Origin of the sequence: Porphyromonas catoniae ATCC 51270, assembly GCF_000565015.1 — a bacterium.
In the GTDB taxonomy this organism is placed as follows: Bacteria; Bacteroidota; Bacteroidia; order Bacteroidales; family Porphyromonadaceae; genus Porphyromonas; species Porphyromonas catoniae.
In genome coordinates, this window is the sequence record NZ_JDFF01000022.1 from 132,441 (window position 1) to 151,306 (window position 18,866).

The window sequence follows — 18,866 nt, forward strand, 5'->3', positions numbered from 1 at the left end:
TGCGGTCAGGATTACTCATCATCGTTTGTCTCTAGTGTATAGTCTTGGAACAAAAAGTCATTATAAGGAAAGCGCTGGATATGCAGCTCCTTCACCCGATCATAGAGCAGGGTCTTCAGCTCATCGATCCCTTCGCCCGTCCTAGCAGAGATGAAGGTACAGCCCGACTCACCTAGGCGAGCCATCCAGGTACGCTCGAGGTCTTCACGTGAGAGATTACGCCGTGTACGCTCAGAGAGGTCATCCAGAGGTTTCTCATCATAGGTAAAGGCATCAATCTTATTGAAGACAAGGAGGACGGACTTCTCATCCCCAGCTGTGATCTCACGCAGGGTAGAGGAAACGACCTCGATATGCTCCTCGAAGTTCGGATGAGAGATATCTACGACATGCACGAGGAGATCAGCCTCACGCACTTCGTCAAGTGTACTCTTAAAGGACTCAATGAGCTCCGTGGGGAGCTTACGGATGAAGCCAACAGTATCAGATAGCAGGAACGGCAGATTATGGACAATGACCTTGCGCACAGTAGTGTCAAGCGTAGCAAAGAGCTTGTTCTCAGCGAAAACGTCACTCTTGCTTAGGACATTCATCAGCGTGGACTTACCAACATTCGTATAGCCAACAAGGGCTACACGGACGAGCTTCCCCCTATTCTTCCGTTGCATCGCCATCTGACGGTCGATACCCTTGAGCTCCTCTTTGAGGTGGGCAATACGGTCTTGGATGAGGCGCTTATCCGTCTCGAGCTGCGTTTCTCCTGGGCCACGCATCCCCACACCACCACGCTGACGCTCTAGGTGCGTCCAGAGACGGGTGAGCCGAGGGAGCATATAGCGATACTGTGCAAGCTCTACCTGCGTCTTGGCATAAGCAGTGGTAGCACGAGCCGCGAAGATATCCAGGATAAGGCTCGTACGGTCAAGGATCCTCACCTTGAGTACGGCCTCAATATTGCGTAGCTGTTTAGGGGTCAGTTCGTCATCAAAGATTACCAGACCAATCTCACGTTCCTCCACATAGAGGCGTATTTCCTCTAGCTTACCCTTCCCCACAAAGGTCACTGGATGAGGCTGTTCAAGTCGCTGCAGGAAGCGCACGACAGGCTCTACCCCCGCTGTGCGGGAGAGGAAATCCAACTCATCTAGGTATTCTTTTGCTTGATCCTCTGTTTGATTTCGAGTAATGAGCCCAACAAGTACGGCCTCATCGCTCTTGGTCTCTGTAATGATAAACTCTCTCATGTGCAGATAAAATACGGCTGACCTCCTCTAGGGCTTGACGCAGAGAGACGGGTCAATACGTAGTCCCTTTTGCTTAAATAGTACTAGATCCTCGGGAGCAAGATCTAGCTCTTCGATGGGCAGACACTCATAGCGATCATTCAGATAGTAGCGCGTACCCTCGGCAAAGGAGGGACTCGCCAGAGAGAGTGAGTCTGCTCGGTAACGGGTCTTCACCCCCGCTATATGGAGCAAGGTGTGGAAGACTGCATTTGTAGATGCTGCTCGCTGTTGATTGGCTCTTACAGCTCTTAGCACATCGGGGTAAGCCTCCCTATAGGCAGGTGAGAACCAAAGGAGCAGGGGTACGTGTAGCTGATAGTAAGATACGTCAGGCGAGGAGTGCAAGAAACGCTCACGGCTATCATCATACACATCCTCCCCATGATCCGATACGTATAGGAGGGCAGAGCGACGATCTTGAGCTCCGAGTAGACGTATCGCTCCATCTAGGAAGCGGTCAGTCTCCACAATCGCATTATCATAGGCATTCCTTAGCGTTAAGCTATCTTTCGCTGCACCTGAATAGCGACGAGGTACAGGGAAGGATTGGGCACATGCAGGATAGCGATCTCGATAACTGAAATGCGCCCCATAGGCATGCAAGACGATGAAGAGCTTGCGATGCTCCGAGGAGAGTAGCTGACGCAGGTAGGGCAACATATCCGCATCGTAAAGGCGACGCTTCTCTCGCCTAAGCTCTTTACGTATCGAATGATGCTCATCACCCTGCATAGCGAAGAAATCCACATAGCTGTGGTTCCCTGGCTGATTAGAGATAAAAGCTGTGTAGAAGCCAGCCTCCTTAAATGCCTCAAGGATCCCCCGTACACGTGGAAGCTCCTCTGCCGAAGAAGCATCTGCAGGAGAGAGAATAATCGGGATGCTCTTGTACGTAGTATTTGACTGCGTTAGCACGTCTCGGAAAGGGATAAGAGCCTCACGACTCATCGTATCCAGATGGGGAGTTGTCTGCCGAGGATAGCCATAGAGACTCCAGCTATGCGCACGAGAGGTCTCCCCAAGGACTAGCACATAGACCTCGCGCTCCTCTTCGGCATGCTCACTCGTAGCACCATAGGCGAAGTCCTGCGACGAATAGCTATAATGAAAGACTTGGTTGAGCTTCTTCGTTGCCAGATACATATTGTAGAAGACGCTCATAGGATATACCTCTGCCCTTAGATGAAGATAGGGGAAACGTCGTTTAGCCCCAATGTAGATGGGCAGAGCGATGATGAGCAGGACTAACGCGTACAGTGCCGTACGCTTACGGAAACGCTTCGTTAAGGTCTTAGGGTTGCGTGCCGAGAATGTTGCTAGAACAAGTACAGGAACGTAGAGCACGAGCGAACCAATAATAGGCCAAAGGATATTCGAGAGAAGCTCCGTGGCCTCATCAGGCTCTGAGGTGAAAAGATTGAGGATCATGTCCACCGCAACTACCGAACCACTGAAGATTGTCAGCAAGACAAGCTGAAACATGTGCAAGAGGACAAGCACCAACAGCGACCAGTAGACCCTCCCCGGACGCTTCGCCACAAGTAGCACAAGCATGTAGAGGGGAAGCATGAGTAGGATGTTCAGCACACGACCAATCATCGACTGCTGCATCACGACCGAAAGCACCACGTTCGGCAGGAGGAGCGAGAACGTGAAGATCCAGTAATAGATCCGTTGCTCCCCCCTCAGGAGAAACTCCTTGATCTGTAGCCAGTAGTTCATTGAAGATAAGAGGTATTGTGGGGATTCTTCCTTAGTCGTGGTGATAGGGTTCGCCTCGGATGATTGTTTGCGCTCGGTAAAGCTGTTCGATAGCAAAGAGGCGCACCATCTGGTGCGAGAAGGTCATGCGGCTCAGCGACACCTGTCCGTCAGCTCGCTCATAGACCTCTGGGGAGAAGCCGTAGGGGCCGCCAATAATGAAGACCAGACGTCGCTCACCCGACACCATTGCTCGCTCAATGAACGTAGCGAAGGCCCTGCTCGTATAGCTCTCTCCACGCTCGTCGAAGAGGCAAACTCGATCCGTCGGAGTAATGTAGCGAAGGAGCTCTATGCCCTCAGCTCGCTTCTGCTCCTCAGGGGTAAGCTTACTCCCTCGCCGCACATCGGGAATCACCCTTAGCTCAAAGGGCAGGTAATGCTTCAGACGGCTCTCATATCGCTTAATCTCCGTCTCTATCTGTGCCGAGTCTGTCTTACCGAGGACAAGGAGGGATAGTTGCATCTACTCTTCGAGGGAATATTATATACAGCAAAAGAGGGAATGCTCCATAGGGTCTTGGGGGCATTCCCTCTGTTATGACTTAGCGTCCTGAGGCTTATCCTCCACTTAGAAGGGCAGGTCGTCTGCGGCTGTAGGTGCAGCTACTGGGCTGGCCTGGGCTGGCTGAGCGGGTGGGGTTGCAGGGGTGGGCTGGGTAGGAGCGGTTGCAAAACCCGGAGCAGGAGCACCAGCAAGCTGGACACCATTGAGCACATTCCAGGCACGCACATCTGTGTACCAACGTCCATTGAACTCTCGGCTCTCAAGATCAATCGACACCGTCACATCCTGACCGACTTGCATGGGGAACTTGTCCACGTTATCCCCAAAAAGATTGAAGCACACCTTGCGAGGGTACTGCGTGCCGAGGGTCTCAAGGATATACTCCTGCTTCTTCCACGCATTCCCAGCCTTAGATACACCTTCCTGTAGGGGGAGGACCTGGATAATCTTTCCTATTAGTTCCATTCTCTGTCTTCTATATTTATTGAGTTGTTTATCGTTCGATTAGCGATGGCGGAAGCCGATGATCTGTCGCACCTCCTCCAGCGTCTTGCTGGCACTCTCGCGAGCCTTCTCTGCACCGAGCTTCGCCACTTGTCTAAGGTACGCCTCATCAGAGTTTAACTCCAGGATACGCTCTCGGATAGGGGCAGAGAAAGAGCAGATATCCTCAGCCAGCTGCTTCTTCATATCGCCGTAGCGGATGGAGCAGTCATTGTAGCTATCGCTGAAGTGCTTATAAACCTCTGGGCTGGAGACAATCTCCATGAGGGTAAAGAGGTTCGTTATTGGCTCTGGACGGGGGCTATTAGGCTCCGTGGGACCAGCATCCGTGACAGCTCGCATCACCTTCTTGGTAATCGTCTTGGCATCGTCTATCAAGTAGATCGCATTGCCTTCACTTTTGCCCATCTTACCCGATCCATCAAGACCTGGCACCTTCAATGCTCGATCCCCCAGAGCGTATGACTGGGGCTCCACAAAGAAATCCACCCCGTAGATTGTATTGAAGCGACGGGCAAACTTACGAGCCATCTCCATGTTTTGCTCCTGATCCTTACCCACCGGCACCTTTACAGCCTTATGCATCAAGATATCAGCGGCCATGAGGGTAGGATAGGTCAGTAGCCCAGCATTCACATTATTGGGCTGCTGACGTGCCTTCTCCTTGAAGGACGTGGTACGCTCCAGCTCCCCAAGGTAGGCATTCATATTAAGATACAGGTACAGCTCCACGACCTCACGCACGTCACTCTGGATGTAGATAGTGGCCTTCTCAGGATCTATTCCACAGGCTAGATACTCCGCCAGAATAGTATTGGTACTACGGATGATATTGTCGGGGTGAGGATGGGTCGTCAGCGAATGCCAATCAGCGATGAAGAAAAAGCAATTATACTCGTTCTGCATCTGAGTGAAGGCACGTACCGCACCGAAGTAATTCCCCAGATGGAGGTTACCCGTGGGGCGTATCCCGCTGACTACTGTATCCATTTCTATCTTGCTGTCTATATAATTTACCCGAGGGAGAATTATGGCTACATAGTCTCCCTCGTAGGTTACGAAGATAGGAAATAATTAGGAAACAAGACGCTAAGTATCGTAGGGCTGACGCATAATGAGCGTCCCTCTCACTAGAGCTCTAAGTCTAACCACACGATTGGGGTAAGCTGGTGAATGCTCTAGCTCTTAGCTCTACCCTCGAGAGGGGGAGAGTCATATATTGGGATAATCTTCCTAGGCTCCTCCACGAAGGGTCGCTTCTAGAGCTCTCTGACGCTCACCTTGTGTCCTTGGGCATAATCCGGCAGGTATACCAAGGGGCATCCTTGGAGACGCTTGCATAGAAGAAGACAAGGCCTAAAAGAGGGTCAGATCGTATTTATTCATACTGCTTCAGAGGCATCTATGAGCAGTCGGAAACCATGGATGAGGGACACATTATAATGGCCTCATATTAAACAAAATACAAAGGGGTAAAACATGTACCGCAACGAGTTACCATAAGTCGTCACAAAGAGTTATGGTAACTCGTCATAAAAAGTTATGGTAAGTCGTCGAAGAGAGTTATAGTAACTCGTTACAACGACTTATGGTAAGTCTTTGCCCCCCTTTCACAAACCCCGTATCTAGGGCATTTTTGAAGGGTAGAGGTAGAGCAGCATAGAGAAGGGTTTATTGCACCACATCCTCGTCATCATTATGTGCGTCAGCACTACTAAGTATCACACCACATAAGATTTTCCCACCTCAGCATTCCCAAACACGACACTTCTTGACGGAAAATACTCCCCATATACACCACAATATGGCTCGTATTTACTCGGGGGCTATAACACGTATTTAGTAAGCTACACAAACGCAGCTCATCCCCATCTGCTTGTGTATATTTGAACTCATATTTTAATTGCTACATTTGCTAATGGAATACTAATCTGACCTCTCAGATATGGAACCGAAGACCATCTGTAGCAAACAGATACCCCTGCCCCCCCTGACACTCCAGATCAGGGAAGGTACAACACGCTTTAACTATAACTCTCCTGCTAACAGGAACTATAACTCACAAGTCAAAACATACTACACATGAACAAGATTTACTTAGCCTTAATGGCTCTCTTTTCCTTAGCAAGCTGCACGTCACTTGATGATGAGTTTCGTCTTGATGACAACAAGAAACAACCCAGCAGATATAGTGAGACACAGCACTACCAAGTCCCTTTGGCCTCTGCAAAGTATTTTGCTCAGAAGCTAAAGCTTGAGGATCATACTCCTCGAAAAGTCAAGAGTATAGAGCCAATTATCAAAGGGCAAGATACCCTGATGTACTTCGTAAACTACGAGGGAGACAAAGGCTGGGTTGTACTCTCTGGGGATAAGCGTACGGAGGCTATCTTAGCCTCGTCTACAAAAGGCTATATAGACAAAGAGGTACTCGGAGGATCCTCTCTTTGGTTCGAAGACCTAGCAGGGAAGATCTACGAACTCAAGCACTCCAAGAGTAAGGATACCCAGTCTGGCGACTACGCCATGTGGTGCAAGATTGATACATTAGCATTAGGATTGCACCCCAGTCCTAAAGGACAGAGACTTCGCTCTTTCGCCAAAGAGCCTGGGGATGATAATTATGATAACGATGAACGAGATTATGAGGATTTCCTAGTGGATACCCAGATTGAGGTCTTGGTAGATAAGGCCGTTGGGCCACTCATTGCAACCAAGTGGGGTCAAGGATCCCCATGGAATATATGCACCCCATCTTGGCGCGAAACAAGCAAAAGATGCCCCGTAGGTTGTGTGGCTGTTGCTGGAGCACAGATGCTCTACTATTTTCATTTCTTTAAGAATAAGCCTCAGGGATTTTATTCTAGGGGTTGGTGTACTGGCTCTGTTTGGGATAACCATAACCGATCATATTCTTTTTACTTCGACTCCATGCGACCAGATACTTGGGATAAGATGGCTCCATGGTCCTATAGCACGACCCCAACTGAAGCAACAAACTTAGCCGGAATACTAATGGGGTTTGTCGGATTCTATGTTGATATGAACTACGGAGAAATTGAGTCAGGCGCATACACAAATAAGCTTATGGAAGTCTACCAGATGTTTGACATAAGATCCGAGTATGCTGCCTATAATCCCGATTTGGTACGATCCTCTCTTGATAAACTGTTACCAGTGAATATTAGGGCCTATGCGGGAAGAAAGATGCGGAAGATCTTAATTTTCGATGCAGGGTGGCACTATTATAATGGACACTCTTGGATTATTGACGGATATAGGGACAAGTGCATTCGCTACACGAGTACCTATGAACGATTACCGAAGTTCAAGAAAGGTGGCAATGATGAAATACGCAGTATAGGTAATGAACCTAGATACTCAAGTATGCGCCATCAACCGACATACGGGAAGTACACAATAACAGAAGTACAGAAATCCTATTTCTGGAAGATGAATTTTGGATGGAGTGGTAGCCATGATACTGGTGACTACATGACCCAAGAGGATGATGTATGGCAGACCAGTCAAGGAAACTATACATATAAAAAGGAGATTATTCATAACTTCTCTTTTTAGCACGATTCTAGTATGATAACAAATCGAACATGGGCCATCATAGCTGTAATAACCACGCTGTTGATATTAGGAGGCACTAGCTCCTGCAAGGAAAAGGGAGATGAAATAGGGAACTATTCCTTTGAATTCCTCCCTCGGGAATGTACCCAAATCATCACCCTACCATTACGGTATACAGAGACACCTATTACTATTGGGGATAAGCACTTTATCACCAAATCCGCCGAGGAGCTAAATGACGGCGCTGTCGAAGCCGAGCAGTTTATTCTGTGGGTAATGACAGGAGAGGATGACCTAAAGGAGCTGCGAGCAGAGTTTCCGAACATAAAGAATAGAAACTACGAAGACTCATATGAGAACTATTATAGATGGAAGGGGCGTAAGCTTACGACCCCCCACATGCTAGCGCTAGAGCGTCAACTAGACCAAGACCATAGACGAAGATCTTCCTCTGCAAGAAGCCTAAGCTCAGGTAAAGAATTCACCAACCTAATCCCATGGGAGTATCGAGTCACGGGCGTAAAGGACTTTCGGATCATATCCCTTTCTCCCCTCTTTGGTTTGCCCGCAGAGACCTCACTGAACGACTACTTCAGCATCTACGAGTTCAAGCCACGACAGATTATCTCTTCCCGTACAAAGACCTTGCTCTGGGGCTATTCAGACAAGGGACAGATCACACGCATCGGGCAATGGCTCGCAATGAGCCCCATGGCACCACCCATCGTGCTCTTCCGCCTAAAGAGCCGACCGCAAGAGCTTCCCATCAAGACCAAGTTCGTCACTATACTTGAGACCACGGCTGGGACAACCCTTCGTGATACACTAGAGGTACAACTAAGATGAAAACCTTCTTTACAACCCTCCTGATCACCCTCGTAGCCCTAACCTCTTGCACACAAGATATTGATATCGACCCTCGCGCAGAGGTGAAGGTAGTCGCTTCGTGCGTCCTCAGCAATACCGATGTCCAGCAGCTCAAGCTCACCTATAGTAGAGAAATAGGGGGAGGACGCTTCTTCGAGGAGGTCGAGCAAGCTACGGCGACGCTCTATGAAGAGGATAGGGCTATCGGGGTCTTCACGAAGACGGGGTATGGAGTCTGGGAGCTTCACTATCGCCCCATAGCAGGAAGAGCCTACCGCCTGGAGGTAGAGATACCCCAGCACTCGACCCTTCGAGCAACGACTACGATGCCCTCACCCGTCTCCGTACGGCGCAAAGCACTCCGTAGCTATACCACACGACTCTTTACACAGAGACAGCTCACAGCGCCCTACTGGATGCTCTGTCTACGCTCCAGCCTTACCAATATGCCCCCTGACCCACTCCATCTTCCAGGGCTGAATCAGGATACACAGGTAGAGCTCTTCCAGCAGATGGGCACCAATCATAAGCAAGTGGATCACTTCAATGAGGAGAGAGAGCTAAGTACTTGGGATCGGGCATATAGTAGCATTGCTCTCTACCGCTACTACACACGCATTGTTCCACCTAAAGACCCTTCGCAGGGATCACCCTATGAGTTCGTGGTGCAACACCCCTCAGCAGAAGCCTCCTTTGTGGTCTTCCGTGCGGCATCCACAGAGTATGACAGCTACCTTCGCTCCGTTGTAGAGAAGATGCTCTTCTACGAGAGCGAGGATGACCCAGCAGCATGGTTTGACCAAACAACTATCTACTCAAACATAGAGCATGGGCTAGGTATCTTCGCTGCTTATTATCAGACAGCCTTCTACTATCATAATGCTCTACCTTAAACACACCCGTGTATGACACTTTATACTAGGAAATCCGTCATGAGGGGTATGCTTACCCTATTCCTCATACTAGGGTTTATTGCTCAGAGAGTAGAAGCACAGCACTATAGCGGTCGAATTCAGGATAAAGAAACAGCACACGCACTCGTAGGCGTTGAGGTCTTGACAGAGCGAGGACATCGCCTAGCTCGGACAGATGACCAAGGGTTGTTTTCCTTCGACTACCCAGTAGATAGCCTTCGAGTAATTCTCTCCGCCGATAGCTATCGACAGCGCAGGGTTACGCTCTATTCGGGGAGAGTCTTAGAGTTCCGACTACAGCCTCTGCAGACAGAGCTACAAGAGGTCACGATAACTGGACACGGGGGTACACGGGGCAATAATACCTTCGGCTACTCCCCTGCGGATGTGAAGGGCATTGCTACACTTGCAGGCGAAGTCGATGTAATGCGCTATCCTCAGATCCTCCCAGGGGTCTCCCAAGGGATGGAAGGGGGAATGGGCTTCTACGTGCGGGGAGCAGGTAATGGTAATAATAGGACAGAGCTTGATGGAATTCCCATTCCCGCACCGACACACCTCTTTGGGCTTTTCTCCATCTTCCACCCCGATATGGTGGGGCAGTCCACCTTCCAGATGGGAGGGATCACTGCATCCTCTGGCGACTTTACCTCCTCCCTCCTGCAGATACGCTCCCGTAGGCCTTCAGCTAGGCGTTACAAAGGGTCTTTTGCCTTATCACCATTGATGATAGGGGGATCGCTTGAGGGGTACATCACTCGGGATAAGCTGACCTTTCAGGTGGCAGGTCGCTCCTCACTTCTCCGCCCAGAGTTCCTGCTGCTAAGGCTCCTCGTTGGCAAGGATAATATCTCTGGCGACTTCAACCCTCAGGCACAGGATCTCTATGGGAAGCTCCGTTGGGAGATCTCTGCAGAGCATTCTCTGGAGGCTCTACTCTTCGGTAGTCATGACTATTTCTCCTACCTGCCAGAGGAAGAACCTAACGCAGATAGGAATAAGATCTCACTTGGCTGGATCAATAAGGCTCTGAAGGCTAGCTGGCTCTACACCCCCTCCAAGCACCTCAGCCTAGAGACCTCGGTGTACTACACTGACTGTGGGACAAGGCAGGCACAGGTCAGCGATGGGGACTGGGGCGTACATAAAGGGCTTATGATGGGCTCGGAGAAGAAAGAGCTAGCCCTGAGAAGCCACCTCACCACGAGGATACATGACATAGATCTTGGGATGGGGATTGACCTACGCCAGCAGCGTTTTCGCCCGATGGTGCAAACCCTATCTATAGAGGGAAACAAGTCTAGGGACTGGAGGCCAGCCCTCACGACTACCATTGCCTCCGTCTTTGCAGAGGGAGTGTATCGACGTCCACACTACGCAGTGCAAGGGGGGATACGCTACGATCTTTTTCGTAGCCATGAGCGACACATCTCTCACAATATTAACCTCCGCCTGAAGGGCTCACTGCCCTTGACACGAGAGCTCGGGATAGAGGCGACCTATGACCGACTGACCCAGTATCAGCATACCCTAGAGGGGCTTCCTATTGGTTGGTCACTTGACCTGATTGTACCTGCCTCGCAGAGGTTTCGCCCAGAGCATGCAGACCAATGGTATCTAGGGGGATTCTGGAGCACTCCAGACCTCAGTGTGAGCCTAGGGGGCTACTATCGTCACCTCAGCAACCTAACAGCCTACCGCAGTTGGCTCAATCAATTCTCTCTGCACAACGTCTCTTGGGAGGAAGATATCATCACTGGGCGAGGAAATTCCTATGGTCTCGAGCTATGGATAGAGAAGCGTCAAGGGCGTCTCACGGGCTCCCTCTCCTATACACTCTCCAGGACAACTCGCACCTTCTCGGAGCTCAATGGCGGGCAGTCATACCCCTTCAGCTTCGATAGGACACATATCCTAAACGTCCAATCACGGTATGAGACCATACATACCGCACGCCGAGAGCAACACCTCACCTTAGCTGGCTACCTGACCTCGGGGAATACGATGACGATCCCCATAGCAAGTTACCAAGCCGAAGAGCTTCCCTTCTGGAACACCCAGAAAGGAGGAATTCTGGTACCACCTGAGCAGGAGCACCATGCAACCACTCGTACCGAGATGTCCACGATGAATGCCTACCGCCTCCCTCCCTATATCCGCCTAGACCTCGGCTATTCCTTCCTCTGGCGAAGGGAGAAGGTGACACACGAGCTAGGGATCTCCATCTACAACGTCCTCAACAGGCGCAATCCCTACCTCATCTTCCATGAGAACGGCCGCTGGCGACAGCTCAGCCTCCTCTCTATCGTACCCTCTGTGCGCTGGGAAATCCGCTTCTAGTCCTCACGCCTGCCCTTCGTAGGAGAGCGGTATAGCACCTACCCAGTCGTATTCATACCCTCTATCTAAGCACCCCCAGACGCATCAGATAGTTATCCCCGCTACCCCGAGTGAGGTAGCGGGGATAATTGCAGGGAGGTAACGGGGGCAACTCGCTGCACTTTCCCTCGATACCTCAGACGGGTGGAGATAGGCCGTGAGAAAAGGGTATCATCCAAGAGCATCATAGGCACCTCCAGCCACTGGCTGATCAGGTGGTCGGATAGTGCAAGAGAGTGACTAAAATAAAGCAGATAAACCTTACCTCTAGAGTACACAAAAGGAAGCAATACATTATCCATCAATCATATAGCCACACACAAACATACTTCCTAAAGATCTTGCCATGGGGGTGTGGATAAGTTTTTTTCAGCACAAAAAGCCTCCCTTCCCATCGGATCTCGGGGACTTTAAAAAGTAGGCCCGGAGGGGTAGAAAATACCCCCCTCGGGATAACGTATTGGAAAGGTTTGTACCTTTGCATTGTCAAACGATGGGAACAAGTCCAACCCCCATTCTCCACCCCCTCAAAAGGGTACCCAAGGGCGTGTAGGTGAGGCTATTGCGATGAGTCTCAGATCGTGACACTTCTACTAATAATTTATATTCTTTTTTACTATGTTACGCTTTGAAATTAAGAGCACAAAGATGTCTATTGGCAAGAACAAGGGTACTACCCTCTACTACGCCAAACAGAAAAGCCATGATCGCATCCAGACGAACGACCTCGAGCGTCGGATCGAACGTATGACCACCCTCTCCCGAGCAGACGTACATGCCGCCCTCATTGCCCTGAGTGACGTGATTCACGAAGAGCTTCACCTCGGGCGATCGGTGACACTGGCCGAGCTAGGTACGTTTAAGCTGATGGCCTCCGCTAAGCGAATGCCGAAGGCTACAGACGTCACAGCACAGACCATCCGCACCCCTCGCGTACGCTTCTACCCAGTAGATGCCATTCGTCTGGCAGCACGTCGTGTAGAGCTCTCGCTAGAGGATCCTACAAAGACCCCTTCTAAGCCCAAGAAGCCAGCCCCCCAAACCCCTGGAGGCGAGCATGCTCACGAGGGCGATGGCCTAGGCATCTAGCCTAAGAGGGATCCCCCCTCCCCTTCCAAAAGCAAAGAGTAGCCCTAGCACCCTACTGCCATGGGGTGGGTGCTGGGGCTCTTCTCTCTCCCTACACCTTACGCTCAGGGAGCCTCCTCTAGGGCTCTATCCCCCCTTTAGCACCACGACCTTACGTGATGTGCCTAGGCTCCCTTTCCCCACCCATCAGGGCTCCGTCTATTCATCTATTCCTTCATTCAACACTTACAACTATGTATACAGGACTCCAACCCTCCCTCAGAGGGCGGATGGGGTGCGCCCCACAGTTGGCTCTGCTCCTCATCCTCACCCTGCCCCTAGGCTGTGCTGCCAAAAGGGTCTATGAGGAGGGACAAACCAGCCTAAAGAGGGATAGCCTCGTCTCTCTGCATACCCAGAGCCATCAAACTCAGGAGAACGAGGAGAGCCAAGAGGAATACCTCTCATTCCTTCCCCTACCCTCTGGCCTTTCTCCCGACAGGGACAGCCTCTCCCATCACACCATTCCTCCCTTCATCTACCACCGAGTACTGAGGAAGCATCAAACCCAGCACCAAGCTCAGCAACGAACGGATAGTCTCATGAGCCGACTAGACAAAGGTCTCAAAGCCCAGTCCGCTCACAGGGTATCCTCCTCTGGCATAGGCCTTTTTACCCGCCTGAGCTATCTACTCTACGGATTCATCACCGCCATACTTACCCTCATGGGCTATCTAGGCTATCAATACTGGAGGAGATGCAGATGAGACAGGAGAACATTCGCTATATCGTCGTGCACTGCAGTGCCACACGCTGCACGATGGACTACACGGAGGTGATGCTGGAGCGTGACCACAAGGCTCGGGGCTTTAGGCATGCAGGCTACCACTTCTATGTGCGCAGGTCGGGGAGCATTATCCCCCTTCGCCCTCTCGACGAAGTGGGGGCACATGCCCGAGGCTACAACGCCTGCAGCTGGGGCGTCTGCTACGAAGGCGGACTAGACGCTACGGGGCAACCCACTGATACCCGTACCGAGGCACAGCAGCGAGCTCTTAGGCTTCTGCTCATCCGCCTACACCGCCTAGCTCCCGAGAGCATTATCCTAGGCCATCGAGACCTGAGCCCCGACAGGGATGGGGACGGAGAAGTAGAGCCACATGAATGGATCAAGGTGTGTCCCTGCTTCGATGCTCGGCAAGCCTACCGCCTTATTAGCGAGGGAAGGGAGGTGTATGATGCCTGAGAACAAGCAGATTGGCACTAGGCTACAGCTATGGGTGGCTGTGGGGCTATGTATCTTTGGGATTAGTTTATTGGCTATTGCCTTTTTCGTACGACCTCCTGGAGAGATCCACTCCAGCGTCCTCGTGGCTTATGGGGAGGTGATGACCTTCGCAGGCGCACTCTTCGGGATTGACTACCACTACCACCGCTAGACGGGAGTGCGGTCAAGCGATCTCAGACGTACAGAATGACCGCCCAATCAATAGCAAGAGAGGCTACCCCCAGCCCGTAGGCATGGGGGTAGCCTCTCCGCCGTATAGCGTCTTCCGAGGATTAGTTGGCTGGGATGTAACGGATGCCCGTGACCGTGCCCTCGGTCGTGATGTAAGGCTCTTCGGGGTCTATCTTCCCCGTCTGAGTGTCGTAGCAGTAGATCCCCTGCCGCTCCTTACTCGTGTAGCTATAGTAGGCATACCTGCTACCATCATAGGTGACCCCTATAGCCATCGCCGTAGATGCAGGTTGATCCCCGATGACACGAATAGTCTTAGCCTGGAGATCGATGAGGGCAAGACGATGGACATAAGCCATGTACATATTCTTAGCGAGATCGGGATCAAGCTTGTTGATGCTAGCCAGAGCAAGCACCTTCCCCTTGCCTAGATAGGCGATGGAGGAGAAGAAGTCTACGTTGTGGGCTACTCCCTCGGGCTTAATATCAGCTGTCCTCAGCATGTAGGAGGGATCAAACTCGGTCTCGCCCTTCTTGATGCGAAGGAAGCCTGCCTTTTGATTCGGGTGTAGGGGATCCTCCATAGACCCGAGACAATTGACGTAGATGTCCCCCTGCTCATCGATAAACATCGAGTTAGGGTCGATAGGACGAGAGCAGAAAGTGAGCTTGTGTTTGGTATCAGAGATGACCTTGAGTAGCTCGTCCTTCTGCGTATCGATGATAGCGATATCTGCCTGCTCCTTGACGGTCTGCCACTGGGCATTGAGCTGGCAAAGCGCGACATAGAGTAGCCCGTCACGTAGCACCATGACCGAGGGGCGAACGAGAGCTCCCTCATGGGCATACTTGTTGAGGTCTATGGTCTTGGTGCTCGTTAGAGTTAGAGGGTTGATGACCTGCACAGTACCGCTTCCCCAGTTGGAGATATAGGCTTTATCCTTGTTGAGGACAGCCATAGCAGTGGTCGCCGCTGTCCCCGCTACAGGCAGAGCACCTACCTGCCGATAGGTCTGATCGATCTGCTCTAGGTAGCACCCGAGTTGGCTCTTCGTCGAACCCATGATACCGGGGAAGGTATAGGTACGTCCCTCCCAGTAGTAAGGGGTATTCCCTACCTCTAGGGGCAGACCATTGGCGTTGGTAAACTTCCCGGGGATGATCCGCCCCGTACTAATCAGATAAGAGGCACTCGGCGAACCATCACCCCCAGTGACGGAGGTAAGGAAGATGAGGTGCTCGGGGAGCTTCAGCGGGGTCACTTCACCTGGATTAGGGGTAGGAGGTGTCGGCTGGTCATTCCTCTTCCCACAGGAGGAGAGTAGGGTGAGTAGCCCAAGGCCTACGGCACAGAGGGCACGAGATGTTTGCTTCATAGGTGTATTACTTATTGAGTGAATGATTAAGTTACTTGAGGAGGTAACGTAGCTTGAGTGAGAAGCTACGTCCAGGCAAGGGTTGATTGTATTCGCTGTAGAGGTCTCGGTCTAGGAGGTTCTTGACCTTCGCCGTGACCGTCCAGCGACCATTGCCGAAGCTTTGCTCTAGGCCTGCATCCAAACTAATAGAAGATGGTATGCGTCGCTCTTGGAAGCGAGAGACTTCAAAGTCATAGAAGTACTCATGCACATAGGAGGCATCACACAGTAGACGTGTATTGGCACCTCTGACGAAGCCGAAGAGATCCATCCAGTGGATCTCCAGCCCAGCATTCCCTAGGAGATAGGGGATGTTGGGCATTCTTTTTCCATAGGTGGGGTTAGGGCGAGTGGAGCGAGGCTCTAGGGTACGTGTGTCTCGGAGATCCTGATAGGTGGCATTGGCGTAGAGATAGAGCCAAGGGGTGACATCGCTCTTGACCTCAGCCTCGATACCGAGGGAACGCATTTGACCGAAGTTCGTATACTGCAGGGCAGGCCCCATCGCAGAGACCAGACGGGTCATATCACGCACATCGTTGTAGAAACCGTTGATCTCCACCTCTGTCCTGCCGTAGGAGTAGCTGGACTGAAAGAGCAAACCTAGATTGGCCGAGAGACTGCGCTCTGGGCTAAGTGCCGTCGAAGGCAGGATCAGGTATCCATTGCCAAGTAGCTCCTCACTGCTGGGTAAACGCAGCTCCCATGCTACCGAACCCTTAACCATCAGTGGGCGGAGAAGCTGGTAGCGGAGAGCCTCGCTAATGCCGAAGTCTCCCTTAGTAGAACTCACCGGCACAAACGTGCTAGAGCCGAAGTAGGAGGGCTGTTCGCCTCTCGTCTTGTAGTAGTACCACTTCCCCGTAAGAGACGAGAGAAAGCGATCATCGAAGGCGTAGACCTCATGCCCAAGTCCAAGGGTAAGGCTGAGCACATCCCCAGGGCGACTGGCCTCATAGTGCATCCGTTCCCTCTGGTAATCATCCCTCGGACGGCTTACCGTGGCAGCCAGGCGAGCGGAGAGGGAGAGCGCCTGCTTCCCCGAGAGAGTGTACGTCATATAGAGCTTGTCGGCTATATAGTAAGATCTATTATGCCCATCGGAGGGAAGGTTCTGCAGCTCTCCCCCATAGGGCGAGGTAGGGGGAAGGGGTGTCCCATCCCAGTCTCGCCGTGAAGTGGCTCTATCCCTTAACCCGCCGTAGGAATAGACCCCCGATAGCTCGTTGTCTAGGTCTAGCCCAGGAAGTAGGAAGTGCCTACGCTTAAGCAGGAGTGTCGTCCCTATGCTTAGGTTGTGATTGTATGCGGAGTCGATCGGGGTGACAATGCCCTGTAGCTCTCGGTAGGTATTTGCGAGGAAGAACTCGAGCTTTGCCCGCTCAAAGCCCCAGCGTTCGTCGGCAGTGATCGATCCACCTGCTAGTATCTTTCGGAAGTGGTCGTGCTCACGACGTACGACGAGGTTCTGCCGCTGAGGCAAGCTCATCTCATAGTCATTGGCCGAGTAGGTGAAGCCACCACCTACCCCATAGGTAAGCCCTGTGGCTCGGTCGTGCCGCTTGAGGATCGTACTTAGACGATGCGTATGAAACGAACCGACCTCATACGAGCCATCGAGGTAGAAGGGCGGGTACTCCTTCAGCACAATATTCACCGCACCGCCCATGCTGTTTCCCCCGAGCTTGTTGGGGACGATCCCCTTGTAGACCTCGATATGATCGATCATATCTATGGGGACGTCATTGAGGCTCACCATGTCGGAGAGCTCCCCGATCGGCTGCTCATCTATATAGACCCCCACACGCTTGCCTTCGAGGCCACGTACGGAGAGGCGAGAGCTACTCCCCACCCCACCTGTCTGGCGGATCGTGATGCCAGCTGTACGGGCAAGGACGTCGTCGATACCCGAGGCAGTGCCCTGTAGTTGCCTCACAGAGATGATGGAGACAGGGAGTCCGCTCTCATGGAGTTTACGCTCCTTGCTTTTGGCCGAAATCACAACCTCCTTTAGGGCTTGTCCCTTAAGCTCTACACTGTCCGTTTGTGCTTGCCCAAGGTAGGGAACAAGGAGAAGGAGCGCGAGCAATAGCCATCTTCCCACTATTCTGTTAGCGTACATCGTGTACATGATTTGAACATATATCCTTATTCGTTCAATGAAAAAGCCGAGGGCTATCCCTCGGCTTTTTCTTTTTCTATTGATGGGTCAGCGATGAGTCGCTTCCACCCTCCGGTGGTGAAGGTGAAGTACTCACGCAATATCTGCTCCCTTTCGGAATCATCCAGCTCCTCTGACAGCAAGCCCTTCAGCACGTGGAGCCAGTTCTCGACCGTGATCTGTAGGATACGATCTGAGAGGTTTGTCCGCATCGTAGGGTATTTCTCCTTGAGCATATTCAGGTATGCTCGCCCCAAGACATTATTTTGCTTGATAAACTCTTGTTCATACCCTTCGTATGGAGACCCCTTAGCATATAGGAGTAGCAGTCGCAGCTCCCTACGGTACTTGGTGACCAAGAGGAGAAACTCTCGATACTGCCCCAGCTCTATATCCTCGAAGATAGCTTCATTACAATGCTCTGGGCTGTTGTGCTGCATGAAGATATAATCTAACGTCTGTACCACGGGGCGAATGATGTCGGAGAACAAGGCTTCCTTCCCCACGAAGTAGTGGTAAGTAAGCCCAAGGCTTATATTACAGCGTGTAGCAATCATCCGCATGGACACTCCCTCGTACCCATGCTCTAGGAATAGCTCTCTCGCACAGCTCAGTATCAACTCCTTTGTTGTCGCCATCTATATATCTTCTTGCACGAAAGCCCGAACGAACGACCTCTCCAGCGCAGTTGCAAAGGTAGAGGCACATTCTCATTTCACCAATACCTACTCGTGGGTATTCACACGTGACTTACGCTCACCATACCTCCCAAGCCATCCAATCCTGCTTGCACCCTTTTCTCCATTGTAACTCCTAGGGGCTTTCCATGCTCCCTATCCCTCCCGCTTTAAGGTCAAAAGTCCATCCACAAACAAAGAGCAACAGGCTAAAGAACAGGTATATACCTCTCCCTCGCAACACCACTTTAACGAGTTACTATAACTCCCTCCAGAGACTTACCA

16 protein-coding genes are annotated in these 18,866 nt (G+C 51.5%); 8 read left to right on the plus strand and 8 right to left on the minus strand.

Translation table 11 applies throughout. The features are described from left to right. Window positions 1–11: 11 nt before the first annotated feature. The 5 genes from hflX to trpS form a co-directional block, all read right to left on the minus strand. A complete protein-coding gene (gene hflX, locus HMPREF0636_RS06105) occupies window positions 12–1,244 on the minus strand; it encodes a GTPase HflX (RefSeq protein ID WP_044169157.1) in 1,233 nt (410 codons plus the stop codon). 27 nt (window positions 1,245–1,271) lie between these two features. Further along, window positions 1,272–3,008, minus strand: coding sequence for a phosphoethanolamine transferase (locus HMPREF0636_RS06110; protein ID WP_044169158.1), 1,737 nt, complete (start codon window positions 3,006–3,008; stop codon window positions 1,272–1,274). A gap of 31 nt (window positions 3,009–3,039) precedes the next feature. Beyond that, entirely contained in the window at window positions 3,040–3,513 is a 474-nt protein-coding gene (gene rlmH, locus HMPREF0636_RS06115; protein WP_044169160.1) for a 23S rRNA (pseudouridine(1915)-N(3))-methyltransferase RlmH, read from the minus strand. A 105-nt stretch (window positions 3,514–3,618) separates the two neighbouring features. After that, a complete protein-coding gene (locus tag HMPREF0636_RS06120; RefSeq protein ID WP_005468403.1) occupies window positions 3,619–4,020 on the minus strand; it encodes a DUF3127 domain-containing protein in 402 nt (133 codons plus the stop codon). A 39-nt stretch (window positions 4,021–4,059) separates the two neighbouring features. Further along, window positions 4,060–5,049, minus strand: coding sequence for a tryptophan--tRNA ligase (gene trpS, locus HMPREF0636_RS06125; RefSeq protein WP_044169162.1), 990 nt, complete (start codon window positions 5,047–5,049; stop codon window positions 4,060–4,062). Window positions 5,050–6,276: 1,227 nt separating this feature from the next. On the opposite strand from trpS, the gene HMPREF0636_RS06130 reads away from it, so the two are divergent. The 8 genes from HMPREF0636_RS06130 (at window position 6,277) to HMPREF0636_RS06165 (ending at window position 14,305) form a co-directional block, all read left to right on the plus strand. Then, entirely contained in the window at window positions 6,277–7,638 is a 1,362-nt protein-coding gene (locus HMPREF0636_RS06130) for a C10 family peptidase (protein WP_162147894.1), read from the plus strand. A 12-nt stretch (window positions 7,639–7,650) separates the two neighbouring features. After that, on the plus strand, window positions 7,651–8,484 hold the full coding sequence (locus HMPREF0636_RS06135) for a hypothetical protein (protein WP_044169166.1): 834 nt from the start codon (window positions 7,651–7,653) through the stop codon (window positions 8,482–8,484). Then, window positions 8,481–9,398 carry a DUF4249 domain-containing protein gene (locus tag HMPREF0636_RS06140; protein WP_044169168.1) on the plus strand — a complete coding sequence of 306 codons (918 nt, stop codon included), beginning with the start codon at window positions 8,481–8,483 and terminating at the stop codon, window positions 9,396–9,398. The genes HMPREF0636_RS06135 and HMPREF0636_RS06140 overlap by 4 nt, the downstream gene beginning before the upstream one ends. Before the next feature lie 48 nt (window positions 9,399–9,446). After that, window positions 9,447–11,759 carry a TonB-dependent receptor gene (locus HMPREF0636_RS06145; protein ID WP_044169170.1) on the plus strand — a complete coding sequence of 771 codons (2,313 nt, stop codon included), beginning with the start codon at window positions 9,447–9,449 and terminating at the stop codon, window positions 11,757–11,759. Window positions 11,760–12,416: 657 nt separating this feature from the next. Then, on the plus strand, window positions 12,417–12,887 hold the full coding sequence (locus tag HMPREF0636_RS06150) for an HU family DNA-binding protein (RefSeq protein WP_044169171.1): 471 nt from the start codon (window positions 12,417–12,419) through the stop codon (window positions 12,885–12,887). Window positions 12,888–13,120: 233 nt separating this feature from the next. After that, window positions 13,121–13,633: a hypothetical protein gene (locus HMPREF0636_RS06155; protein ID WP_044169173.1), complete on the plus strand. Its 513-nt coding sequence runs from the start codon at window positions 13,121–13,123 to the stop codon at window positions 13,631–13,633. Further along, window positions 13,630–14,112: an N-acetylmuramoyl-L-alanine amidase gene (locus HMPREF0636_RS06160; RefSeq protein ID WP_044169218.1), complete on the plus strand. Its 483-nt coding sequence runs from the start codon at window positions 13,630–13,632 to the stop codon at window positions 14,110–14,112. Before HMPREF0636_RS06155 ends, HMPREF0636_RS06160 begins: the two co-directional genes overlap by 4 nt. Beyond that, window positions 14,102–14,305: a hypothetical protein gene (locus HMPREF0636_RS06165; protein ID WP_044169174.1), complete on the plus strand. Its 204-nt coding sequence runs from the start codon at window positions 14,102–14,104 to the stop codon at window positions 14,303–14,305. The genes HMPREF0636_RS06160 and HMPREF0636_RS06165 overlap by 11 nt, the downstream gene beginning before the upstream one ends. Before the next feature lie 121 nt (window positions 14,306–14,426). On the opposite strand, the gene HMPREF0636_RS06170 is transcribed toward HMPREF0636_RS06165, so the two are convergent. The 3 genes from HMPREF0636_RS06170 to HMPREF0636_RS06180 form a co-directional block, all read right to left on the minus strand. Next, entirely contained in the window at window positions 14,427–15,701 is a 1,275-nt protein-coding gene (locus HMPREF0636_RS06170; protein ID WP_044169176.1) for a YncE family protein, read from the minus strand. Window positions 15,702–15,732: 31 nt separating this feature from the next. Beyond that, window positions 15,733–17,847, minus strand: coding sequence for a TonB-dependent receptor domain-containing protein (locus HMPREF0636_RS06175; RefSeq protein WP_248616890.1), 2,115 nt, complete (start codon window positions 17,845–17,847; stop codon window positions 15,733–15,735). Between the two features lie 71 nt (window positions 17,848–17,918). After that, complete coding sequence (locus HMPREF0636_RS06180) at window positions 17,919–18,542, minus strand: TetR/AcrR family transcriptional regulator (protein ID WP_044169178.1); 624 nt, start codon at window positions 18,540–18,542, stop codon at window positions 17,919–17,921. Between the last annotated feature and the right edge of the window lie 324 nt (window positions 18,543–18,866).